This window comes from Lactococcus sp. DD01 (genome assembly GCF_001578715.1).
Classification (GTDB): Bacteria; Bacillota; Bacilli; order Lactobacillales; family Streptococcaceae; genus Lactococcus; species Lactococcus petauri.
In genome coordinates, this window is sequence record NZ_KQ968939.1 from 1,247,652 (window position 1) to 1,269,473 (window position 21,822).

The 21,822-nt window shown below is 38.1% G+C and carries 26 protein-coding genes and 1 tRNA gene; all 27 read right to left on the reverse strand.

Annotation, left to right across the window (positions count from 1 at the left end):
• Window positions 1-92: 92 nt before the first annotated feature.
• Window positions 93-1,319 (reverse strand): phage tail tip lysozyme, encoded by a 1,227-nt coding sequence (locus tag LACDD01_RS06005; protein ID WP_061413734.1) that lies wholly within the window; start codon window positions 1,317-1,319, stop codon window positions 93-95.
• Window positions 1,320-1,604: 285 nt separating this feature from the next.
• Window positions 1,605-1,675 (reverse strand) — tRNA-Cys (locus tag LACDD01_RS06010).
• A 141-nt stretch (window positions 1,676-1,816) separates the two neighbouring features.
• Window positions 1,817-2,149, reverse strand: coding sequence for a PTS lactose/cellobiose transporter subunit IIA (locus LACDD01_RS06015; protein ID WP_019293871.1), 333 nt, complete (start codon window positions 2,147-2,149; stop codon window positions 1,817-1,819).
• 34 nt (window positions 2,150-2,183) lie between these two features.
• Complete coding sequence (locus LACDD01_RS06020) at window positions 2,184-2,504, reverse strand: PTS sugar transporter subunit IIB (protein WP_003133928.1); 321 nt, start codon at window positions 2,502-2,504, stop codon at window positions 2,184-2,186.
• Between the two features lie 91 nt (window positions 2,505-2,595).
• A complete protein-coding gene (locus tag LACDD01_RS06025) occupies window positions 2,596-4,032 on the reverse strand; it encodes a glycoside hydrolase family 1 protein (protein WP_061413736.1) in 1,437 nt (478 codons plus the stop codon).
• Window positions 4,032-5,534: a 6-phospho-beta-glucosidase gene (locus LACDD01_RS06030; RefSeq protein WP_061413738.1), complete on the reverse strand. Its 1,503-nt coding sequence runs from the start codon at window positions 5,532-5,534 to the stop codon at window positions 4,032-4,034. The genes LACDD01_RS06025 and LACDD01_RS06030 overlap by 1 nt, the downstream gene beginning before the upstream one ends.
• Before the next feature lie 201 nt (window positions 5,535-5,735).
• Window positions 5,736-7,076 carry a PTS sugar transporter subunit IIC gene (locus LACDD01_RS06035; RefSeq protein ID WP_019291333.1) on the reverse strand — a complete coding sequence of 447 codons (1,341 nt, stop codon included), beginning with the start codon at window positions 7,074-7,076 and terminating at the stop codon, window positions 5,736-5,738.
• Between the two features lie 24 nt (window positions 7,077-7,100).
• A complete protein-coding gene (locus tag LACDD01_RS06040; RefSeq protein ID WP_019291334.1) occupies window positions 7,101-7,427 on the reverse strand; it encodes a PTS sugar transporter subunit IIB in 327 nt (108 codons plus the stop codon).
• Between the two features lie 214 nt (window positions 7,428-7,641).
• The gene (locus tag LACDD01_RS06045; RefSeq protein WP_019291335.1) at window positions 7,642-8,382 is read right to left on the reverse strand and encodes a MurR/RpiR family transcriptional regulator; all 741 of its coding nucleotides are present in this window, start codon (window positions 8,380-8,382) and stop codon (window positions 7,642-7,644) included.
• A 19-nt stretch (window positions 8,383-8,401) separates the two neighbouring features.
• Window positions 8,402-8,986 carry a YdcF family protein gene (locus tag LACDD01_RS06050; RefSeq protein WP_061413739.1) on the reverse strand — a complete coding sequence of 195 codons (585 nt, stop codon included), beginning with the start codon at window positions 8,984-8,986 and terminating at the stop codon, window positions 8,402-8,404.
• Window positions 8,986-10,326 (reverse strand): DEAD/DEAH box helicase, encoded by a 1,341-nt coding sequence (locus LACDD01_RS06055; RefSeq protein WP_061413741.1) that lies wholly within the window; start codon window positions 10,324-10,326, stop codon window positions 8,986-8,988. The genes LACDD01_RS06050 and LACDD01_RS06055 overlap by 1 nt, the downstream gene beginning before the upstream one ends.
• A gap of 118 nt (window positions 10,327-10,444) precedes the next feature.
• Window positions 10,445-11,053 (reverse strand): superoxide dismutase, encoded by a 609-nt coding sequence (locus tag LACDD01_RS06060; RefSeq protein WP_017369434.1) that lies wholly within the window; start codon window positions 11,051-11,053, stop codon window positions 10,445-10,447.
• A 52-nt stretch (window positions 11,054-11,105) separates the two neighbouring features.
• A complete protein-coding gene (gene fni / locus LACDD01_RS06065; RefSeq protein ID WP_061413743.1) occupies window positions 11,106-12,161 on the reverse strand; it encodes a type 2 isopentenyl-diphosphate Delta-isomerase in 1,056 nt (351 codons plus the stop codon).
• A complete protein-coding gene (locus tag LACDD01_RS06070; RefSeq protein ID WP_061413744.1) occupies window positions 12,154-13,095 on the reverse strand; it encodes a mevalonate kinase family protein in 942 nt (313 codons plus the stop codon). The genes fni and LACDD01_RS06070 overlap by 8 nt, the downstream gene beginning before the upstream one ends.
• Window positions 13,082-14,029 carry a diphosphomevalonate decarboxylase gene (gene mvaD, locus LACDD01_RS06075; RefSeq protein ID WP_061413746.1) on the reverse strand — a complete coding sequence of 316 codons (948 nt, stop codon included), beginning with the start codon at window positions 14,027-14,029 and terminating at the stop codon, window positions 13,082-13,084. Before mvaD ends, LACDD01_RS06070 begins: the two co-directional genes overlap by 14 nt.
• 182 nt (window positions 14,030-14,211) lie before the next feature.
• Window positions 14,212-14,625: a universal stress protein gene (locus LACDD01_RS06080; protein WP_061413748.1), complete on the reverse strand. Its 414-nt coding sequence runs from the start codon at window positions 14,623-14,625 to the stop codon at window positions 14,212-14,214.
• Between the two features lie 392 nt (window positions 14,626-15,017).
• Complete coding sequence (locus LACDD01_RS06085) at window positions 15,018-15,812, reverse strand: hypothetical protein (protein ID WP_061413750.1); 795 nt, start codon at window positions 15,810-15,812, stop codon at window positions 15,018-15,020.
• Window positions 15,813-15,967: 155 nt separating this feature from the next.
• Window positions 15,968-16,345: a hypothetical protein gene (locus tag LACDD01_RS06090; protein ID WP_061413752.1), complete on the reverse strand. Its 378-nt coding sequence runs from the start codon at window positions 16,343-16,345 to the stop codon at window positions 15,968-15,970.
• Between the two features lie 16 nt (window positions 16,346-16,361).
• A complete protein-coding gene (locus LACDD01_RS06095) occupies window positions 16,362-16,652 on the reverse strand; it encodes a hypothetical protein (RefSeq protein WP_061413754.1) in 291 nt (96 codons plus the stop codon).
• Between the two features lie 109 nt (window positions 16,653-16,761).
• Window positions 16,762-17,211 (reverse strand): hypothetical protein, encoded by a 450-nt coding sequence (locus LACDD01_RS06100; protein ID WP_061413756.1) that lies wholly within the window; start codon window positions 17,209-17,211, stop codon window positions 16,762-16,764.
• 12 nt (window positions 17,212-17,223) lie between these two features.
• Complete coding sequence (locus tag LACDD01_RS11840) at window positions 17,224-17,370, reverse strand: hypothetical protein (RefSeq protein WP_156468495.1); 147 nt, start codon at window positions 17,368-17,370, stop codon at window positions 17,224-17,226.
• A gap of 20 nt (window positions 17,371-17,390) precedes the next feature.
• Entirely contained in the window at window positions 17,391-18,008 is a 618-nt protein-coding gene (locus LACDD01_RS06105; protein ID WP_061413758.1) for a hypothetical protein, read from the reverse strand.
• A gap of 461 nt (window positions 18,009-18,469) precedes the next feature.
• On the reverse strand, window positions 18,470-20,158 hold the full coding sequence (locus tag LACDD01_RS06110; protein ID WP_061413760.1) for a hypothetical protein: 1,689 nt from the start codon (window positions 20,156-20,158) through the stop codon (window positions 18,470-18,472).
• Window positions 20,155-20,484 (reverse strand): HTH domain-containing protein, encoded by a 330-nt coding sequence (locus tag LACDD01_RS06115; protein ID WP_061413762.1) that lies wholly within the window; start codon window positions 20,482-20,484, stop codon window positions 20,155-20,157. Before LACDD01_RS06115 ends, LACDD01_RS06110 begins: the two co-directional genes overlap by 4 nt.
• Before the next feature lie 13 nt (window positions 20,485-20,497).
• The gene (locus LACDD01_RS06120; protein WP_061413764.1) at window positions 20,498-20,767 is read right to left on the reverse strand and encodes a hypothetical protein; all 270 of its coding nucleotides are present in this window, start codon (window positions 20,765-20,767) and stop codon (window positions 20,498-20,500) included.
• Entirely contained in the window at window positions 20,751-21,122 is a 372-nt protein-coding gene (locus LACDD01_RS06125) for a helix-turn-helix transcriptional regulator (RefSeq protein WP_061413765.1), read from the reverse strand. Before LACDD01_RS06125 ends, LACDD01_RS06120 begins: the two co-directional genes overlap by 17 nt.
• The gene (locus LACDD01_RS06130) at window positions 21,119-21,661 is read right to left on the reverse strand and encodes a hypothetical protein (protein ID WP_231863390.1); all 543 of its coding nucleotides are present in this window, start codon (window positions 21,659-21,661) and stop codon (window positions 21,119-21,121) included. The genes LACDD01_RS06125 and LACDD01_RS06130 overlap by 4 nt, the downstream gene beginning before the upstream one ends.
• Window positions 21,662-21,822 lie beyond the last annotated feature (161 nt).

Genomic DNA, 21,822 nt, shown 5'->3' on the forward strand with positions numbered 1-21,822 from the left:
CAAAATCGATTATAAAACTTTTAATTAGTTTTGTCAACAATAAAACTAATTATTTTGGGATAAAAAACCAACCCATAAGGTTGGAATAATTTTTAATATTTAAATTCACCTACAGTACGGAATCCAATATTTTTAAATGAACTCATTTCGGCTTGATTGACATCTGTAGTCTTAAAGTTTTTTGCAAACTTCGCTGCTGATACACCATCTAAGCGTGTGAGTTGTTCACCATTGAACATCCAGATTGAACCATTCATTTTAGAATTTTTGTCGTTTACTTTATATAAAATCATTTCAATTTCTCCTTCATCTATTTCTGATTCACCGGCTTTGCGCCATACTTCATAGTACTTAAAACTGTTGCTACTTAAATATGTACTATTAATTGGTAAATCTTGTATTGCTGTATTAGCTTGACCATTAGTATAATAGCAAGTCGAGGTAATAATTTTGCCACCTCCAGTAATTACACCTGTATGGCCTCCTGCGCCTCCTGATTCCGCCATTGAATTTCCAGCAGATAGTAGAATAATATCTTCATCCTGCATTTGATTCAGATTAGAACCTGACATATTTCCTGTTAGAATTCTCGTATAGCCACACTTTGAGAGATAGCCACCTAAGGTTACGGTATTATAAACATAATCATAAGCAACTCCTGTCGCTTCTTTAAGGGCTATAACAATACTGCCCGAACAGTCTGCTGTTCCATCTGTACCAATACGAGAGCCTGTCATGGAGTAGGTAATTTGATTACGATGTGTATTGAACCAATCAACTACTTTTCTACGATTACTTGGAGTTGAACCTTGGAAAAGGTTATACCAATAACGTGCCTGTGTACCTCGAGCAGGTTGATTTGGATTTAACGGCCGTTCATAATATCGAATAAAAATATCCGCCAATGTTTCAGGAGATGCCGTACTCTTAGTAAATTGTGCAAAAGTCATACTTGGGTGATAAAACTGTTGATTGTTTGCAACTTCCCACTCAATACGCTTGCATTGAGAGAAAACATCTTGATAAGCTAAACCTTTTGATTTTGCCCAGTCAATATATTTTGTCGCTGGTGTCCATTGAACAAGCCCATAACCACCATTCATATTACCAACTCTATCACTTTCCCAGCGATCGGCAATAATACCGCTCTCACTCTGCATATTACCTAGGAGAGCAGATACTGACTGTTTTGTCCATCCGCGTGACGTAAGATAGTCCCAGATTTGTTTTGCTGTTTCTTGTTGTCCCAGTTTATTTTCCTCCTTTTTTTTATACAATTCTAATAAACCCGTCGACTTACCGATTGTTCTACCTAACATACAGCTGCATTTTTTAGGAATGACTTCAAGTTGGAATCGAACCAACCGTCTCTTATAGACTTGCCATTTTGAAGCCTGATTTAATTATATGACCGAATTTTCATTTATTCCAGGTTGGAAAACCGACCTCTATAAAGCTAATTTTTCTGCTTGAAGATGGCGACCAAGTTTTGCTTTATTGCCGATCACATTTATAATTGTAAGCCCTAATTTTAAATTGTTTCAGGTAAAACAAAAAAAACTGCTGAATTCAGCAGTTTTTTATATTATACAATCTATTGCGAAAGGCGGCAGACGGATTTGAACCGACGATCAAGCTTTTGCAGAGCCATGCCTTACCACTTGGCTATGCCGCCACAACATTAATCATTATATCGAAATTTAAGGATAAAAGCAAGAACTTTTACAGCTTCTCAAATTTCACCCCTCAAGGGTTAAGAAAAAGCCCTAAGCAATTTCTCTTAGAACTTTTCTTTTTTCTCAAAGTGTTATCGATATCAATTTGCCGCTTTTTCTAAAGCTTGAATACGTTTTTCCTGGCTAATAATTTCTGTAGCCAAATCTTTGAAGGTAATTGCGTTCATCAGATGGTCTTGCGCATGTACCATATAGAGATCGATTTCTGTATGAATACCTTGTGCTTCTTTTGTCAGCATATCTGTTTGAACGTCATGGGCTTGGAGCAACTCTTGGTTCGACTCCTGAAGTGATTTTTCTGCTGCTTCAAAATCTCCTTCTTTTGCTTGTTGGATTGCTTGAAAGGCTAAACCTTTGGCATTTCCACCATGCATGATGATTCCCATCACAATTTCCATTCTTTCTTCGTTCATTACATCCCCTTTTATTTCGTCGTCTTGAGTTCTTTTACTTCATTAAAGCTTCTGCTGCTTCAAGGACTTTATCGCCACGCATCATACCGTAGTCTTGCATTTTTATCACATCCATTGGTACATCAGCAGCTTGTGCTTTCTTTTGTACCTCTGCCTTCATGAAGCCTACTTGAGGTCCTAAGAGAAGGACATCAGGTTTAGGGGTAGCAGCAAGCATGTTATCGATGTCTGCTGTTGATTTTGCGAAAATTTCGTAGTCCAATCCTTTATCTGCTGCTGCTTTTTGCATTTTAGAAACTAAAAGTGATGTTGACATGCCTGCTGCGCAAGCTAAAGCGATTATTTTATCAGCCATAATTATTTTTCCTTCTTTTTCTTTTTATAGTCTTAAGTATACCGCTTTCATTGATTTTTTGCAAGTGTTTTCATACTGACAGAGAACGACTTTAGATACTATCCCCATTCTCTTTAATGAGCGCTTGATACCAATAGTAAGAATCCTTGGGTATTCGCTTGAGACTTCCTTCCATACTTTCGTCCTGATCCACGTAGACAAAGCCATAGCGTTTCTGATAACCGTTCAACCAACTGAGTAAGTCAGTGTAAGACCATGTATGATAGCCAATCACTTGAACACCATCGGTTAAGGCTTCTTTTATAGCTTTAACATGACTTTCCAGATATTTAATGCGGTAATCATCATGAATTTGCCCTGCCTCAAGCTTGTCGTACTCTCCTAGACCATTTTCGGTAATCATCACAGGTATGCGGTAGCGACTGGTAATTCGACGTAAGGCGATACGCAATCCCATTGGATCAATTTCCCAATCCCAGTTTGTACGTTCAACAGCAGGATTAGTTACACGTTTGTACAAGCCCGGAATGCCTTGGTCGCCTCCTGAGCCCTTAACTCCGGTAGTATTCATTTTACCAAGTGTGACTCCACCTTCGCGCGGATTCCAAGCATTGGCAGCAGTTTGATAATAATTAATCCCTAAAAAGTCTGGTCGGGCTGATTTTAAGAGTTCAAAATCACCCTCCTCGGTTTCAAACATCAGATCATTTTCTTTAAGATAATTCAAAGCCACAATAGGATATTCACCATAGCAATAGACATCCATCCAAAAATGAGCAAACATTTCCTCTGCGTTTTCAGCTGCCAAGACATTAAGGGGATTAGAATCAATCGCGTAGTTTGGTGTATAAGCAAAGGAAGGACCGATTTGACCGGGCATATCCATTTCATGAAAAGCATTGATTACAGCTGCATTAGCCAAATTTGCATGGTGATTGACTTGATAAAACAGCTTCATATCTACCTTTCCAGGTGGGTGCGTTGCCAGAATCCAACCATGTTGTGTAAAGATGTTTTGTTCATTCAAGGATACCCAATACTTCACTTTTCCTTTAAAAGCTGTAAATAGTGTTTGCGCATAATGCACAAAATCCTCAATAATCTGGCGACTTTCCCAACCTTGATATTCTTCTTCAAGAGCTTGCGGTAAATCCCAATGATAGAGCGTAACTACCGGTTCGATATGATTAGCAATCAATTCATCAACCAAATCCATATAAAATTGTAAGCCTTGTTGATTAATTTCGCCCCGACCTTCAGGAAAAATACGTGTCCAAGCAATCGAAAAACGATAGGATTTTAACCCCATTTCAGCCATAAGTGCTACATCTTCTTTGTAGCGATGGTAGTGATCAACAGCAATGTCTCCTGTTGTCTCCTTAAAAGTTTTTCCTGGTATGCGGACAAAATTATCCCAAACTGATGGACCTTTTCCGTCTTCGTCATGCGCACCTTCAACCTGATAAGCTGCCGAGGCCGAGCCCCATAAAAAGTTATCGGGGAAAGCTTTTAGTTTTGTATGTTCCATTATAATTTTTCTCCATTTGAGGCTATGACTTGACTGTACCACTCAAAGGAATCTTTCTTCGAGCGTTCCAAGCTGCCATTTCCTTCATTGTCTTTATCTACATAGATAAAACCATAGCGTTTTTTCATCTCCCCAGTTCCTGCAGAAACAAGATCAATAAAGCCCCATGGTGTATAACCCATTAAGTCTACCCCATCGTATTCGACAGCATCTTTCATTGCTTCAATATGTGCTTTTAGATATTCCACACGGTATGGATCATGAATGCTACCATCTTCTTCTACTTTATCCACAGCACCAAAACCATTTTCTACAATAAAGAGTGGTTTTTCATAACGCTCATTGAACCAATTCATGCTATAACGCAGACCTAATGGATCAATTTGCCAACCCCATTCTGATGCTTCGACATATTGATTTTTTACCAAATCTCGGTTTTCAATATAATCAAAAGTTGGCGCTCCCAGGTTCTCTTGATTCTCCATTTTTTCAGCTGTACTTGGCATATAATTTAGCTTAAGACTTGGATCAATCTTTTCAGCCTGATCTTTAATAGCAAAACTCATATAATAACTAAAGCCGATATAATCTACTTCGCCTTTGGATAAATCTTCAATATCTTCTGAAGTAATGTCCAAATCAAAGGCTTTACGTTCAAAATATTTGAGCATATAGCTTGGATAGTGACCACGCGCATGGACATCGGTAAACCATAAACGCCGTTGCATGGCAACCTGTGCTGCCATCATGTCTTCGGGTTTGCATGTTGCAGGATAAATAGGACACATCGCAATCATGCAACCAATTTGGAAATCAGGGTTAATCTTATGTCCTAGATCTACAACTTTAGCAGAAGCAACTAATTCATAGTGGGCTGCTTGGTACATAATCTTTTCACGGTTCTCGCCTTCCACGAACTTCAAACCAGAGTTAGTGAAGGGTGCAAAATCCAGATCAAAATTTGCTTGATTATTTATCTCGTTAAATGTCATCCAGTATTTAACTTTATCTTTATAGCGGGTCATTACTACTTCAGCAAATCTTACAAAAAAGTCAATCAAGCGGCGATTACGCCAGCCACCATACTCGGTAACCAAGTGATAAGGCATTTCAAAGTGGGAAAGCGTGATGACTGGCTCAATACCGTTTTTCAAACATTCATCAAACAAATCATCGTAAAATTGAAGACCTTCCTCATTTGGCTCACTTTCATCTCCATTTGGAAAAATACGTGTCCAAGCAATGGATGTACGGAAACAGTTCACACCTAACTCTGCAAAAAGTCTGACATCATCTTTATAGCGATGGTAGAAGTCAATGGCTTCATGGTTTGGATAATTTTCACCAGGTAAGACACCATCTGTAATCCGGCGCTCAACACCATTTGCTCCAGCAGTCATAACGTCGGCCACAGAAACTCCTTTGCCTCCTGCATTCCAGCCGCCTTCAAGTTGATGAGCAGCAACTGCACCGCCCCATAGGAAATCTTTTCTTAAAGTCATTTTTCTTCTCTCTTTCCTCTAATTCTGTTGATTTAACTTTAAATCTTTTACAAGGTTTGAACTTGCGTATACTTCAGTTCTTAACATCCTCCCCTTTTTTTAAACGCTCAGTTCCCCTCTATAAATGTAAACTCTCCCAGCTCTTGATGAGTTTACATTTATAGAAGAGAGATTAAGTCAATGCTTAATCTCATCTCACTATTATGCTTGTTCAGCTTGCTCTGCTTCATATGCTTCTTTTTCTTGTTGTACAAGAATCGCATCATATTTTTTAGCAAATGGCCAGTATATGGCACCTGTCACAAAAATCATCAAGGCTTGCCATGCTGCACCTTGCCAACCTCCGACAATCAAACCTGAAAGGATTGGCGGTGTTGTCCATGGGACGAAGATACCATTAAACGGAGGGATAATTCCCAGCGCAATAGCTGCATAAGTTCCAAATCCTGAAACGAGAGGGGCAATCAAGAATGGGAAAGCCAAGATTGGGTTTAAAACAATCGGCATACCAAAGAGTACAGGCTCGTTGATATTGAAGAAGGCGGGTGCCAATGTTAATTTACCAATAGTTTTCATTTGAACAGAACGCGCACGATAAATCATAAAGATAACGAAACCGAAAGTCATTCCTGAACCTGTAACCGTAATAAACTGATCCATAAAGGCTTGCGTAACAATATGTGCCCCATGATCAAGTGATAAGTTACCCTCTTGGAACAATTTGAGATTATCGGCATTGTTAGCCAGGAGCAATGGAGTCATGATACCGCCAATAACTGTGGCACCATGCACCCCAAACCACCAGATAAATACAGGTAAGAATGCAATTAAGAAGACACCAAGTGGTCCGTCTGTAGCATGTTGCAAAGGTGTTTGAATTAAAGTATAAATCCATTCAATCGGTGTTTGATCCGTTGTCAATACAGATAGAGCATAGATAAGCATTGCTACAAAAGTAATAACGAAAGCTGGCACAAGAGCACCAAAGGAATCTGATACATTTGCAGGCACTTGTTCAGGAAGTTTGATACGGATATCTTTTTTCATGAACCATGAGTAAGACCAACCGACCAATAAACCAGCAAGCATAGCGAGGATCATTCCTTTCCCACCAAGCCAAGCTGCATCGATAACACCACTTACTTGATACTCTCCCACGACAGCAGAACCATCAGCAATTTTAGTCACTGTTGAAATAGTGCTTGGTTGAAGCATAACCATGACAATAATAGAAGTCAAACCAGCAGAGGCGCCTTCATAGCCTTCGCTCTTCACCCAAGAATAAGCAATACCAAAAGCTGCAAAGAGGGCCATAATACCAAATGAAGCAGCATAGGCTTGATTAAAAATAGGGGCCCAACCAATTTGTGCAATCCAGTCCGCAACATTTTGTTGAGGGAAGTTTGCTAAGATGAGGAAGATTGCTCCAATAATAATGAAAGGTATTGGATACAACATACCGTTTTTAATTGCTGTAACGGCTTTTGTGTTCAAAAATTTCATCATCGGAGGCATTAATTTCTCGTTGATAAATTTATTCATATTTTTACTCCAAAAATTTTATTTTTAATTCATTAGGGCATCTGCAGCTGCCACTACATTTTTGCCATTCATCATGCCATAGTCTTGCATCTTAATCACATCACAAGGAACTCCTGCGGCATTCGCTTTCTTAGTGACTTCTGCTTTCATATAAGAAACTTGAGGACCTAATAAGAGCACATCTGGTTTGTTCGAACCAGAGCCTGCTAACATGTTATCAATCTCTGCTACTGACTTAGCAAAAATTTCATAATCTTTTCCAGCTTCTTTTGCTGCTTGTTGCATCTTCGTTACCAGCAATGATGTTGACATACCTGCTGCACATGCCAGTGCAATAACCTTTTCTGCCATTTTTTTCTCCTTATTCTTTTGAGCTCAAGAATATTATAGCGTTTTCTGAAAGGGCTTTCAAACAATAATATGAAATACCTTTCCTGTATTGAAACAAATAGAAAATGGCTTAAATTAAGGATTTGTGGCTTAAATTTTTGCAATAAATACAAAAAAACTTGCAAAAACTGCAAGTTTTTTAAAACATGTTTCACATTTTGGAACAAATTGAGCACTATTCCTCTAAAAAATGGAGCGTTTTATGAGCCAGAACTTCAAGAACTGCAACAACAGGAAGTTGTGTCGTTAAATTTCCTAGCGGATAAAGTTTAGACCATTCCGGCGTGAGATTGTAAAAGAGTTGCAAGTCAGCCAGCCGGCCAACTGTACTGTCTTCATTATTTGTCAATGAAATAATTTGTGCACCTTCTTGTTTGAATTCCAACTCCTTATTAATGATTTGAATCGTTTCTCCTGAGGCCGATAAAATCAATGCAATGACATTACCTGTGCCATTAATTTGGATAGCTTGAAAAGGATCATTAATAACAAAGGCACGCAAACCTGCATTCACAAAATATTTACACGCATAATCAGCTAAAGAACCTGAGTTCCCAATTCCCATAAAAACGGTATAATCTGCTTTAGCAATCATCTTGGCAGCTTCGGTCAGTCGCTTTTGATAACTTTCAGAATTCATACGGCGTAAAAACATATCAAATTCTAGCATATTGTCATAATGCTGCTCTTCCGCCGTTTTAGGTTTGCTTTGATTTTTTAGAAAAAATTTTAATTCTGCCCAACCATTAAAGCCCAACTTTGTACTCATTCTTACGATTGTTGTAGTAGAAACATGAAGCTGGCTAGCTAAGCTCCGAATCGTTGCTTTTTGAACCTTATCTGGAGATTTGATGATAAAATCAAGGACCAAGGTTTCGAGCTCATTAAGCTTGCTTATTTGTTCAGGTTGAAACATAAAAACTCCTTTATCTAGCTTAAAATAGTGTATATTTGATCAAATAGTAACCCAGAGCTAAACACTCTCTAGCGTAATTGCTCATAGTCTGCCAAGCAGGGGTTTTACTTTCCGCTGCATAACCTTGCACATTTTTATAGCCTAATTTGGAAGCCAAATAAAGGCTACGATAAAGATGAAAGTCGCTCGTCACAAGTAGTGTCTTCCCTTGCACATACTTTTGAGAAAGCGCGAAATTCTCGACAGTATTTCGCGCTTTCTTTTCTTCAATGATTCGGCTAGAGTTTAAACCATGTGCTTTGAGGTATGTGGCCATTCCCTCAGCTTCAGATACAGGAGAAGCGGAACTTCGATAACCTGTGACAATAACTCTAGCTTGAGGATTGCTCTTAGCAAGTGTTAAAGCAGTATCAAGACGGCTCTTCGTAGTAGATGCAGGCTGACCATCTGGCTCAATCTTACTGCCTAAAACTAGTATCGTCTTAAAATCTTGTGCTGTGTCTCCTTGATGAGCGGCATCACTCCGTATCAAAAAGAAACAGAAAAGGCCATAGGCCGTTCCCAAAGCAAAGATTAACCCTAAAACTCGAAAGAATTTTTTCATTAGAATTTTTGTTTGCGGGCTTCACGTTGCTTACGTGCATTTTTATTGTGCTCTGCACGACGTTTTTTCGTATTTTCTTCTTCAATCGCCCATTTCAAGGCACGTTTATAGCCTGGTTTGACTTTTTTCTTACTCTTAGCCAACTGACCACGCATTTTGTTAGACAACTCTCCAGTCTTGGCTGTACGTTTTTCACGGCGATCACGATCATAAGAATCAACAATCTCACCATTTTTCACAGCTTTAGGTTGGAATGTTACACCCATTTTTTCAATTTCACGAATGGCTGAATCATCAGAAGGACTGTAAAGTGTAATCGCCGTTCCCGACAAACCATTACGTCCTGAGCGTCCTACACGGTGTACAAAGAAGGAAAGATCACGAGGAAGTTCATCATTGATAACATGACTTACACCTTCGATATCAATCCCACGTGCTGCAATATCCGTTGCTACAACAAACTGATAATCTAAGTTCTTGATGCTTGCCATGATACGTTTCCGTTCACGTGGTGGGATATCACCATGAATTTTCGCTGCTTTGACACCATTGTTGACTAAGAAATGATGAATATCATCAACGCGTCCCTTTGTATTGGCAAAAATCATTGCCATATAAGGATTGGTTGCCTTCGAAAGTTGCAGTAAAATTTGGTTATGTGATGCGCCTTTAGTTGAGATCAGCCAGTTTTCAATCGTGTCTGAAATCACAGTCTTATTCGCAATTTTTTCCATGACAGGATTATTCAAATATTTTTTAAGGAAAGGCTGTAACTTTTGTGGAATAGTTGCAGAGAAGACCAACATCTGTACTTTTTTACCAAAGCTGGCTGCAATTTTATCCACATCTGTCAAGAAGCCCATATCCAAAGTCATGTCCGCTTCATCTACAACAAAAATCGATGCCGTATGAATAATCAAAGCTCCCGATTTAAGTAAATCTTGGATACGCCCTGGTGTCCCAATCACGATATGAGGTTGTGAAGACTCAAGTTTCTTAATTTGACGCACTTTATCTGTTCCACCCACATAGTTGACCACGCGGATTGCATCATTAAATTTGACAAATTCTTGAGCTGCATGATAAATCTGTGTGGCAAGTTCACGAGATGGTGCAGTGATTACGGCTTGGACTTCATCAAGCTCTGTGTTCAATTGTTGGAAAATAGGGAGCAAGAAAGTATGTGTCTTTCCTGAACCTGTTTTTGATTCCCCTACCAAATCACGGCCTGATAATACGACAGGAATCAGTTTTTCCTGAACGGGGGTTGGCGAAACGAACTTGATTGCCTCAAGCGTTTCATTGATATAATTCTTAAAGTTAAATTCTGTAAATTTCATAGCTCCTATTATAGCATGAATAGTGCATTTATAAAACAGGGTTCGCCTTTTTAATTCCAATTCTTATTGAAAAAAGCAGAAAAGCAAAAAAAGCACCTCCAAGGTGCTCTTTTTTATGTTATTTAGCTTTAGCGTAAAGTTCGTTTACTTTATCCCAGTTAATCAAGCTAAAGAAAGCTTCGATGTAATCTGGACGAACATTGCGATATTTCAAATAATAAGCATGTTCCCAAACGTCAAGACCAAGTACTGGAATTTGTCCATCAGAAATTGGGTTATCTTGGTTAGCTGTAGAAACAACTTTAAGTTTACCGTAATCGAGAACTAACCAAGCCCAACCTGAACCAAAACGTCCTGTAGCAGCTGCTTTAAACTCAGCTTTGAAGTCGTCAAATGAACCAAAAGCTTCATCGATGGCTGCAGCGATGTCACCTGTTGGTGCACCACCTGCGTTTGGAGCAAGCCATTCCCAGAACATTGTGTGGTTCAAATGTCCACCACCGTTGTTACGTACCGCAACGCGGATATCTTCTGGCAAACGGTCCAAATAAGCCACTAATTCTTCAACAGTTTTATCAAAGAATTCTGGGTGTTTTTCAATCGCTGCATTAAGATTATTTACATAGGTTTGGTGATGTTTGTCATGGTGCAAATGCATTGTTTCTTCATCAAAGAAAGGTTCCAAAGCGTCGTATGCATAAGGTAATTCTGGAAGTGTATAAGCCATAGTATTCTCCTTAAATTTTAATATACTATTATTATAAAGAAATAAGAACCGTTTACAAAATTATCTGCTTATCTTTTCGCTCTTCACGAAAATACTTCAAATCTCGGTCATAGATAAATTCAACCCCTGTTAAATCATCATACTCCCGTGCACCAACCAAAGTATAGAGCTTTGTTAAATCATCTTTCCAGTGGCTAAACATTTCATCCAAGGCTTGAGGTCCTTGGGTATGTAGGATGGATAAAACATGCCCCGCCGAGCTGGCTAAAGGCGCACCCAAAAGTTGAGCATGCAAGATATCTGTAGCTGATGCAATACCTCCCGTAGCAATCAGAGGTTTAGTATTTTGCGCCAATTGAGCTTCAATGAGGCTCTCGGGTCCTGTAAAGCCAAAATCATTTAAGTCTAAGGTGCTGTGCCCCCGTCCACTCTCAATCCATGCAAAATTTGTGCCACCTTTACCACCAACATTAATGCCAGCGATGGCTGTTTGGCTAAGCTGCTTAAACATTTTTTGACTCATACCAAAGCCGACTTCTTTGACTACAACAGGAACATCTAAATTTTCAGCGATACGATTAATATTTTCAAGCCAGTAAAAAGAACGATCCCCTTCACTATCCTTCATGACTAACTCTTGTCCGGTATTAATATGAATTTCTAAAGCATCAGCAGAGAGCATTTCGACAGCCTTTTGTGCATTTTCTAAAGAGTGTCCTGCTCCCATATTTGCAAAAATGAAACCCTTTGGATTATGTTGACGCACTTGACGGAAACCTTCCGCCAATTCGGGATATTTCAAAGCAATCGACTGCGAGCCGACGGCCATTGATATATGATGGTGGGCCGCAATCTCCACTAACTCTAAATTAACCTTATCACCTTTTTTAGATCCCCCAGTCATCGCTTCTATGTAAAAAGGAAAATCAAACTTATGTTCCAAAAGAGTAACCGATAAGTCAACTTCTTGTGTAGAAATTTCTGGCAAGCCATTGGGAACAACCCGTAATGCAGCAGAAAACTCTGAGCGATTTCGGCCTTCGCGCCAGTACTTTAAGCCAAGTGATAAGTGTTCATCCTTCCGATGTCCGTGGATTTCTTTACTCATTTTGTTTTCCTATTCTTATTTTCTCAAGCTTCATTCCTTCTGCTTCAAGAGCGCTCCTTAACTCGACTATCTTGTCTTCACGCTCTGCAAAAAGAATAATATTTTCACCAAACCCCGCACCTGAAATCTTTCCAGCAAATTCGGGTTGGCTATTCACAATATTCAGAGCTAAAGCCAGTTGATCAGTCATATAGCCTTTTGCTTGGTGCTCAATAAGTAAAAGTTGATTTTCGAGGAGTTTCTCTTTAAAAAGAGCGAAATCCTGCATATCAATAGCTGTACTTATTTCAATAACAAGTTCATCACTTTTAACATAAAATGCCTCAGAAAGTTGATGTTTCAATTTTTCTACTGTCTTCGCAGATTGAGCAGTTTGGACAACATAAGGCTGCCAAGGAATCGTTAGCGGAAGGACTCGCTGATGATTTTCATAGAAAATACTGCCACCATACATAATTGCAGCAACATCGCCACGAGAACCGCTCCCTTGCACATCATAATGTGCTTGGGCCGCAATTTCAAAGCGTTTTTTCAAGGGAAGATTGAGCTGAAAAAAAAGATTGAGTGCATTCACAACGCCGACAACGACACAAGCTGATGAGCCATAACCCTTCTTGTTTTCGCCAAAACCCAGTCCACTCTTGATTTCCAAGTGAAATTCCCGGGTCAATTCAACTTCTTTACTCATATACTTGATAGCCGTCATGACAAAATTCCAAGGCCCGCTGTGCTCAGGTTTAATTTCCTTTACTGAGAAGGCATGAGCAGGCATTGCCACATTCGTTTCTAAAAGACTGTGGCCCTCTACTTCTGAAATAACCACTTGGAAATCACTCTCAAGACTCGTTACCAGAGCTAAACCTCCTAGACGAGTAACCGCATATTCTCCTGCAATAAAAAGTTTTGCAGGAACATCTATTTTATAAGTACTCAAGTCCGCCCCCCGCATGTGCAATATCAAAATTAATATTTGGAAAATTTTCCCGTAGTTTTGTTAGAAGTACTTTCTCTGTCGCTCTGTCTGTAATAATTTTAACGTTTGGCCCAGCATCGATGGTAACAAAAGCCAAGAGTCCTGCTTTATAGCATTCTTGCGTAAAGGCAATAATCCGTTTAGTATCTTCAGTAAAGTAATCAAAAGGTTCCACACAGAGGCGATTCTGTTCATGCATACCCAAAGCATTATTTTCTGCGAGTAAACCGATCTTTTCAATATCTGCCTGACGAATCGCACTTTTCATTTCTTCAAGCTGACGTGCTGACTTTTCTACCCAAGCGTTGTAGGTCGGAGCAGTTTGAGCAAGTTGCATCCCCCGTGTTGAAGACATTTTCTTTTGGGCACTTGATATTTCAGCAACAATCATGGACAAGTGGATATCCTCATCATAAAAGCTCTCAGCATAAGAGGAAACGTCGTCTTCACCCTTGTTCCAAACAGCAAAGTTACCAAAGACTGAACGCGAAGCTGAACCAGAGCCACGCCGTGCAATTCTTGACATTTCTGTCAAATCGGCTGGTAATTCGAGGAGTCCAAACATGGCACCTGTCAATGCGGCAAAGCTTGAGGCTGAGGAAGCCAGTCCGGCAGCAGTTGGCACATGATTTTCAGAAGTGACTAAAACACCTGGAAAAGAACCATGCTTTGCACGAAGCATTTCTAAAAATTGATGCACACGAGTAGCATCGGTGTTCACCCCATTTAAAATCAGTTGATCCTGGTCAGTAAAAGCAACAGATGTCGTTGTATAAAATTGATCCAAAGTCATTGATAAGGAACTTGTCGTAGGAATATTCAGCGCCACATCCGCCTTCCCCCAATATTTAATCAAGGCAATATTCGTATGTGCTCTAACAGTAAATTCATTCATTTATATTTTTTCCTCTTGTCGATTAATCTCTCCTATTATAACAAAGGTGGCGTAATTTAGCCATTTGTCGTTTTTGAAATTTATTCCTCCATATCGTTAAGGTCTCACAAAAAACCACCTGAAAAGGTGGTTACTTTTATACATATTTCCTGAAAGAAGAAAAGAGAAGCTCCATACACTACTTACTTCACAACAGTAACATTGCAAGGTGCATGGTTTACAACATAGGCTGTTGTAGAACCCAAAGTCATACGCTCAAAGTAATTAGAACCTGTTGCCCCCATCACAATGAGATCACACTTCTGCTCCGTTGCAAATTCAACAATTTGCTTCTTAGGAATACCTACTACCACAAAGGTTTGAACTTTGACATTGTCTTTTACAATAGTTACTGCTTCTTGCAAGATCATCTCGGAAGCTTTTGTATAATTGTGCTTAAGAATCGGCAGGGCATGCCCATATAATTTTCCGTCATCTTGGACCGTTAGGACCGAGAGTTCTACATCGTTTAAACGTGCGATTTCCATTGCCTCTTGGAGTGCTTTATAAGAGTTGTCTGAACCATCAATGGGAACCAAAATATTTTTGTAATTCATCAAGATTTCTCCTTCCTTGCTTTGCCTATATTATAATGCTTTCTAATAATAAATAAAAGCAGCATGCATTAAAAATAAGCAGTCAAAGATGACTTCGTAAAACCAAAAAACCTTAAGTGACTTATACACTTAAGGTTTCCTTATACTTCATTTTTAAACAGAGTAAATCCAGGTATTATAAAATCGCTTAACCATGGGGATACGCACGCGCATTTATACAATAAATTTAACTATTTTATATAATTAAGATTACATATAAACATATAACAGAGCTTTGAAACGCTGTTAAAAACTCTGTCAAAAATTCACACCGTCCAGGCAAAATTGAGAACATGAATAGCACTTCAATAGTGCTTTTTATTTATTTTTCTTCTTTTGATTATCTTTCTGTTCTATTTTTGTTGTTTTTCTCCAATTTCAATAATAATTTTACTAAATATAAAATGGATAATAAAAGCTAATATCATACAAATATAAATACCAATAAATATAACTAATACTTGCGGAATTGGTTTGTCGTGATAAGAAAGACCATTAAACATAAATATTGAACCAGCCCACGATAGAATAATAGAAAGCCCGATCCCTTTTAATATCCAAAATTTATTGTTGAGTTTGTACTCCGTTATTATGGCTTTTATTTCTTTATCATCTTTATTTTGAGCAGCTAGTAAGTTATATGGACTTAATATATGATTTAAAAAAGCTCCGAATAAACCAATAATAATCCAGTTATCCTTAGTTACCGTTCCTATGATAAAAGATGTGATAACTAATACTATTATAGAAGCGAAAGACAATACCGTACTAAGCCAAGAAGAGAATAACTCAGATATACCCAAATAAAAAATAAATTCAACTTCTATACCCAAATTTAAAGCTATTCCAAAGAAATAAGTGTTGTAGAAAGCGCTATTACTGAAAAAAATTAGTGTGATAAGTAGAGAAATCAAAAAAATTAAGTTTAATATTGCATGAGTAATCAATCTTTTCTTTATATCTTCTGCTCGGTTAGACTTTATGACATATATTAATACAATAATTAATAATAATATAGATACTGCTGTTATTATTCCCCATAATAATTGAGTGTGGAATAGGCTTAGAGTGGAAACATAAGCTAAAAATATTAATAATTCAACAAACACTGGTAAAATTCTCTTAATCTCTTTTTTTAATTGTTTCATTTTTGTAACTCCTTTATATAATAATTAACAAATAATATTATATAACATCCTAACTGTTTAAAGAGCGAAATCATCAAAAAAAGCCCACAGTTTCGTGCTGTGAGCATTCTATTGTATTTTAGATAGGATTTGTACTATAACATCAAAAGCGCGTGCTACTGGCCTTTCTCAGCCTCCTGCATTGCCTCCTCAATGACATCTAACCTAACTTGAGTATCTTCCAAATCAAGCCCCTTGTAAGCATTGTCGAGTATAGACTTTGCTGCAGTAATACGCGCATAATCTGGCGCTTCTTGATCACTCATGATTTCAGATAGGACGTTGACGGCTTCCATTGCTTTCCTCTGTAAGCTGGTTGTCACTTCTGACATCATACTGCGCCGTAATTCTAAGAGCTGCTGGTTAAATTCTGGGTCTTTTAACCAACGATAAGCAGTAGAATCTGAGATATTAGCTTTTTTTATTGCATTCTGTCGTGTGCTTTCAGTCAGCAGGTACTGCATGAACTTTTCTTTTTTAGTATTTCCTGCCACGTGGATTACCTCCTTTCTATAAAATCAGCTTGTCAAAAAGCTTCTTAATTCGTTCGTCTTCCTCTTTGGTATCACAGCCTAGGTTAATAATATACGGATATTTAAAAGGTTGTGTCCCTAACCCTGCCTTACGCTTAGCTTCGTCCCATTGCTTTTGAGTAGTGATATTTTTAAAATTGAACCGCTTGCCGCCTCGGGATACGGAGTAATCATGTACCCATATCCAAGTGCGATTAGTTTTGCTTTCGTCATTGTCATTCGTAACAAATTTCTTGCTTGCCTGTTTCAGTAAATTCTTCCTTTTCATTGGATAAATCCCCCTAATCTATGTCATTTTATGTTATTTTCGGTCATTTGCTGCCGATTAAGCTATAAAACCCAGTCAGAAGACCGGGTTATTGATTCTTAGAGAATCTTTAACTTACTTCCATATTGGTTAAGTAAGAATTTTTATTTTGAATCAGCATTTCAAAAATATCTTCAATATCTGAAATTGGTAAAGAATCATAGAAGTTCTGAATAATCTCACGTTCTGGCAGTTGTACAGTTTCAATATATTTCCATTTTTCAGAACCTAAGAACCCTTTTTCTTTTTTGATACGTAGTACTTTATAATAATGTCTACCTAAGAATCCAGATGATATCTCAGTAGCTATATTTGAATCTATTATAATATCTATTGTTCCGTCTTCATTAGCGCGATAAACGTTTTTGAAACGAATTTCTGGATAATACGCAGATAGTTTGTCAAAGTCTTTAATGCAGCGTCCGTTTTCTTTAATTTCGATAAGATTTTTCTGTTGGATTTTGTGGAACTCTTGAATTGGGATTGCAATACCGCCGTTCTTGTGTTTAAAAATTATCATTAGAATGTCTCCTTAATATTTTGATTTGAAATCCATGAATGCAGGAATTTTTTTCGATTCAGCTTTCGCTTTTTGTTGTTCAGATTTTTGCTTTTTTAACGCTTTGTTTTCAGCTTTGAGTTTTTCCATTTTTGTTTTCATTTCTTTTGTAATTGCCATTGTTGTATTCTCTCCTAGTACTACTCTTTGATTGTTCCAACCATGCCCAAACTCATTTCAATAATTGAGAAAGCATGTTCTAACTCGACTTGCATTTGTTGGCTTGGATTTGTTGATAAAATATACTCTTTCACATTTTTAAAGCACAATAGATTAGTGAGTTGGGCTTCATTATCTGGAGAAACCTCGTCAACATTGTTACTTTCTTGACGCATCCAAGGTGTTGCACCCTCTTCTAATTCAAAGCCTAACATCTCAGCAATTAAGTCTAAAGCATTCATATTCATGTCTGCCAAATCTGACTGTTTAATCACTGTACCGTCATCATAAGTAGGAATATGGTACGGATTGCCTGTAATCATGGAGTCATTCAAGCTATAAATATCTTGTAGCTGTTCTTTAATTGTGGTTGCTGGCAATGCTTCCTTAACTTCTGCAGTGATACTTAACTCTGTCATTCCTAAGAGTTCAAAAAGACGGTCAAGCTCTTCACTTACCAATGAGCCGAATACTTCGAGATCTCCTGCTGAAAGTTCGTGAGCTTTAAAAGTCATGTCTTGCAAATCTTTGATAATTGATTTTATGTTTTCCTGTGGTTGCTCTGTGTGTTCTTGCTTAAATTTAATAATATCTGTCATTTTTTGGTATCCTTTTCTATTTTCAACGTATTCTTTTCAACTCGCCCCACTTTTGGGGACACCTTTCTTGTTGGGTCGCGGTCTCTCATGAGTATGCCTTTCTAGTTTGGGTAACGGTAGCGCGTGGTTTCAACTATACCAATTTTTATATTTTGTTTTCTTTTGGGTATTTTATCAGCATTACCCCGAAACTTTGCGGGTAATTACCCGTTTCTTTACCCGTGAACTATTCAGTCATATCAAGGCATTACCCGCATTTACCCAAAAACTTAGATTTTCCTTACAAGAGTTAAAACAAAAATTATTTTTTCTTATAAATTGGTATAGTTCTTAAAATATATAATATATTTATATATAAATAACTCCTATAAGAGAAATGCGGGTAATACGGGTAATTGAGGGTAACTCCTTTAATAGTGCGGTTCTACAATTTTTTAAATGCGGGTAAAATGCGGGTACGTTTACGGGTTATTGATAAACTTCGCTTCTTCCATTGTCTGTTCCATATAAGCAGTACTGGCTCTTTGAAAGCGTTTGGGATTATTTTTTCTGATATGTCTAATGCTTTTCCGTTCAGGGTTGCTAGGGTGGAAAATAGGCCCTTTCCGTTCTGCTGTTCCAATTTCATCAAGTGCATTTTTTCTGTCGACTTGTTTCGTCTTCCCTACATAAGTTTCTTTAAGCAGTTGCTTGAGTTCCTCATTATTTGTAATCAAAACAATCTCATCACCCGCAATCATCTTATCCATAACGTAAACTTGAACGTCATCAAATTCGGCGTCGTCTCCAGTAAAGTTATTCATTTCTACGTGTTTAAAATTAAATCTGAAAGTCTGAGACTTCCAAAAGAGAAAAGAATGGAGTAATGCAGCCAAACCGCCTGCGATTTTATCTTCTGTCAATGGTTTAGCGTATGGGTCAAACCACGCCTTTCGTTCTTCGTCTGTTTCGTCTGCTGGTCTGTCTTTAAAGGCAATGTTTACCGCCCTGCTTTTCATACCAGAAGAAAAGAGAACTTTTTCATTAGTATCGATTGAAAGCACACCGCTTAAATCAACTTCAGCATAATCATGCCCTTGCTTCCGACCCTGTGCCACAGTTTCGGTTGCAATTATCTTAAGCATAATTTCAAGTTGACGATCAAGCCCTGCGCTTTCGGTAGCTAAATACATCTCTTTGCCGTCTAAGTTCGCCCAAGCCATTGCTCCCGTTGCTTTATTTGCCAACTCGTTAAGATTGACTGTCTTTGTGTCAAAAAGCGAAGATATAATACCGTTTCTAAGTCCTTTTCCTGTACGTTCTCTTGATTTTGAGACAAAAAACTTATCTTTTTTCATCAATCCACAAGCAACCAGCATTTGATATACAGGCTGTAAATTGGCATTGTGCAAACTGTCGTAGTCGTCGGTTACTTCTGATAAAAACTCCGCATATTTAATCGTCAAATTACTAATGTGATTGTAGTTTTGTCCTTCAAAATATTTAAAGTAACACTCATCCGCCTTGGGAAATGTATTTTGATAAAGCTTCTTTTGAGTGAAATCAATTTGGAAATCAGCAGCAGCGACTACTGCCGTTTTTATGACTTTAACAGGCTTAATATCTAATTTTGAATGAATAAATTTTAAAATATTCATAACATCATCAGCCTGGAACAAACTGCGTTGACTTGTCCTATATCGTTTACCCAGTGCAGTAATTGACAATCTAATAAGTTGCTGGCCATTGATTGCAAAAAGTTCGTCATCTTTAAAAGCAATAGTGCCATGTAGGTAGTCGAGGATAGCACTAACGAACCGTGGGGCGCTTTCGTCTTTGATTGCTGCCTCTTTCCTTTCAGATTCTTCCTCGGTTTCGCCACTCACTTTTTTAGAAGTCAGTGTGCCATATCCAACAGCTAAAGCAGTTAATCCATTATTAAGATATAAGCTGGGGTGCTTCATTCTTCCATTATCAACATCAGTATTTTTACTAATGATAATGGGATATTTATAGACATCACGGTGTAAAACATGAACTTTGTCTAATTCTTTCGGTATTTTTCCACTATCGGGACTATCGAAATCCTCCCATGGTAAATCAATAGTAATTTTTAAGTTTTTTTCTAACTTTTCCCATGCTATACGTTGTTGTTCTAGTTCCTGCGTCATTCTACCCCCTCCAACTCGTCAAGCCAGTTCAACTCAGCAAGGTTATAACCGTCCACTGCGCGAGATATGCTGCTCCCTGTGCGCATTTTCTTGATGATCCCTAGTCGTCTTTCTTCCTCAGTCGTGGGGATAAAATAACCGTTATCAATTGAGCCAATGGCGCACCCCATACCTTGTAGCACCTCAATACGCCCCTGTAAAGCTCGCTCTGTGAGTTTAAGCTGTTGGGCTAAGGTATTTAATTTAATGGCTCTATCAATGCCAATATGTGACTTCATAGCCGTGATAATAGATTGGTCAATCTTTGGAAAATCTTTTAATTTCATTGTGTCTCTCCCTTTATTCTGCTAATTGATCCATGAGCTGGTTAAATTGTTCTTCTGAGTTCCAGATAGTTCTATCGCCGTCTTCAAGGATAACTTCACGTAGACCAGCTTTAACCAGCTTCTGATAGTAATTTTCGTTGATTTTTAATTTCCGCTTCAAGTCAGCTTTTTTCTTATACTTGATTTTGTCTGCTTGTTGCAGCTTAATATCAATCATCTTGTCTAATCGACTTAATACTGATTGAGTGAGTTCCTGCTCAGCTTGTTCAGATAGTAAACTCATTGCTGCCCTCCTTGGATAATTCTAATATTGCTTGGTAAAGAGAAGTAGCATTCAATCCCAATTTCTTTTCAAGTTTTAAGACCTCTAATGCAGAAATTCGTCTTGATAGTGGGGTGTGCCGTATCATTTCATCAAGTTGTTGTGCTTCAAACTCAGACTGTTTACCTAGAAAAATATAGTCAAAAGATATGCAATAAAACTGTACCAGTGTTTTTAATGTCCTATAATCAATATCTGAACTATCAATTTCAAGTTCTGCCAATGTTTTGCTTGGTATAAGAGTTTTGCAAGACAGTTCTTCGATACTTAGGCAGTCGAGATTGCGTAAATCTTTGAGAGTATATCGTGACCTCATGCTACACCGCCTTTCCGTTTTACTGAAAGCTCTAGGCACGCGCTTATGAGCTTATTTTCACTTATCCCTAGAGCTTTGGCTAAGTCGTTCATATCATTGCCAGTCAATGCTCCGATATTGTCACGCTGCTTTCTACGTTGACGTTCCTGCTTTACTCCTCGACTAAAGGCAATTTGATAGATGTTTTCATAAGCAAAAACCCTGTACCATTCGTCCCATGGCGAATTAGGTTTTATTTCTCGAATATCTTTTTCAACGAGTTCAGATAATAAACGTACTCCTTCTGGTGCACTTAAACTTTTATGTACTCGTTTGATTTCTTGCTTAACTTGGCAACGCTCCACAAAGCCATTGCTAACGGTCATTTTTACAGGAAATCCCAATTTATTCATTTTAAACCCACTTTCAGAAGTAGAAAGTAGAATAATATTTTCTTGCAGAAATCCTCTAATTTTTCCGTTTTTTGTTGTAATAAATCTGCGGTGCTTTGCGACGGCTTCATTTTTCTTTACGATGTCAATATAATCTGGTTTTGTCATATCCTTACCCCTCATTCATATATCTAGCAAATGCTGTTACTGTATTAAATGTGCGACAAGTGCCTAGGTTCGTCCACACCGTCCATGTATTAGTGTATGGGTTAAACTGTGCTTGTTCGACTCTTTGCGTTCCATGAGTGGGATATAATGCGTCTATTGTT

Bases quoted from the DNA above. Each gene is read 5' to 3' on its own strand.
- LACDD01_RS06095 (WP_061413754.1), bottom strand. From the start codon at position 16,652: ATGAAAAGGAAGAATTTACTGAAACAGGCAAGCAAGAAATTTGTTACG.
- LACDD01_RS06085 (WP_061413750.1), bottom strand. From the start codon at position 15,812: ATGAAACAATTAAAAAAAGAGATTAAGAGAATTTTACCAGTGTTTGTT.
- LACDD01_RS06015 (WP_019293871.1), bottom strand. From the start codon at position 2,149: ATGAACGAAGAAAGAATGGAAATTGTGATGGGAATCATCATGCATGGT.
- mvaD (WP_061413746.1), bottom strand. From the start codon at position 14,029: ATGAATGAATTTACTGTTAGAGCACATACGAATATTGCCTTGATTAAA.
- LACDD01_RS06055 (WP_061413741.1), bottom strand. From the start codon at position 10,326: ATGAAATTTACAGAATTTAACTTTAAGAATTATATCAATGAAACGCTT.
- LACDD01_RS06120 (WP_061413764.1), bottom strand. From the start codon at position 20,767: ATGAGTTTACTATCTGAACAAGCTGAGCAGGAACTCACTCAATCAGTA.
- LACDD01_RS11840 (WP_156468495.1), bottom strand. From the start codon at position 17,370: ATGGCAATTACAAAAGAAATGAAAACAAAAATGGAAAAACTCAAAGCT.
- LACDD01_RS06035 (WP_019291333.1), bottom strand. From the start codon at position 7,076: ATGAATAAATTTATCAACGAGAAATTAATGCCTCCGATGATGAAATTT.
- LACDD01_RS06100 (WP_061413756.1), bottom strand. From the start codon at position 17,211: ATGATAATTTTTAAACACAAGAACGGCGGTATTGCAATCCCAATTCAA.
- LACDD01_RS06040 (WP_019291334.1), bottom strand. From the start codon at position 7,427: ATGGCAGAAAAGGTTATTGCACTGGCATGTGCAGCAGGTATGTCAACA.
- LACDD01_RS06020 (WP_003133928.1), bottom strand. From the start codon at position 2,504: ATGGCTGATAAAATAATCGCTTTAGCTTGCGCAGCAGGCATGTCAACA.
- LACDD01_RS06005 (WP_061413734.1), bottom strand. From the start codon at position 1,319: ATGTTAGGTAGAACAATCGGTAAGTCGACGGGTTTATTAGAATTGTAT.
- LACDD01_RS06130 (WP_231863390.1), bottom strand. From the start codon at position 21,661: ATGACAAAACCAGATTATATTGACATCGTAAAGAAAAATGAAGCCGTC.
- LACDD01_RS06125 (WP_061413765.1), bottom strand. From the start codon at position 21,122: ATGAGGTCACGATATACTCTCAAAGATTTACGCAATCTCGACTGCCTA.
- LACDD01_RS06025 (WP_061413736.1), bottom strand. From the start codon at position 4,032: ATGGAACATACAAAACTAAAAGCTTTCCCCGATAACTTTTTATGGGGC.
- LACDD01_RS06110 (WP_061413760.1), bottom strand. From the start codon at position 20,158: ATGACGCAGGAACTAGAACAACAACGTATAGCATGGGAAAAGTTAGAA.
- LACDD01_RS06115 (WP_061413762.1), bottom strand. From the start codon at position 20,484: ATGAAATTAAAAGATTTTCCAAAGATTGACCAATCTATTATCACGGCT.
- LACDD01_RS06080 (WP_061413748.1), bottom strand. From the start codon at position 14,625: ATGAATTACAAAAATATTTTGGTTCCCATTGATGGTTCAGACAACTCT.
- fni (WP_061413743.1), bottom strand. From the start codon at position 12,161: ATGAGTAAAGAAATCCACGGACATCGGAAGGATGAACACTTATCACTT.
- LACDD01_RS06050 (WP_061413739.1), bottom strand. From the start codon at position 8,986: ATGAAAAAATTCTTTCGAGTTTTAGGGTTAATCTTTGCTTTGGGAACG.
- LACDD01_RS06030 (WP_061413738.1), bottom strand. From the start codon at position 5,534: ATGACTTTAAGAAAAGATTTCCTATGGGGCGGTGCAGTTGCTGCTCAT.
- LACDD01_RS06105 (WP_061413758.1), bottom strand. From the start codon at position 18,008: ATGACAGATATTATTAAATTTAAGCAAGAACACACAGAGCAACCACAG.
- LACDD01_RS06045 (WP_019291335.1), bottom strand. From the start codon at position 8,382: ATGTTTCAACCTGAACAAATAAGCAAGCTTAATGAGCTCGAAACCTTG.
- LACDD01_RS06060 (WP_017369434.1), bottom strand. From the start codon at position 11,053: ATGGCTTATACACTTCCAGAATTACCTTATGCATACGACGCTTTGGAA.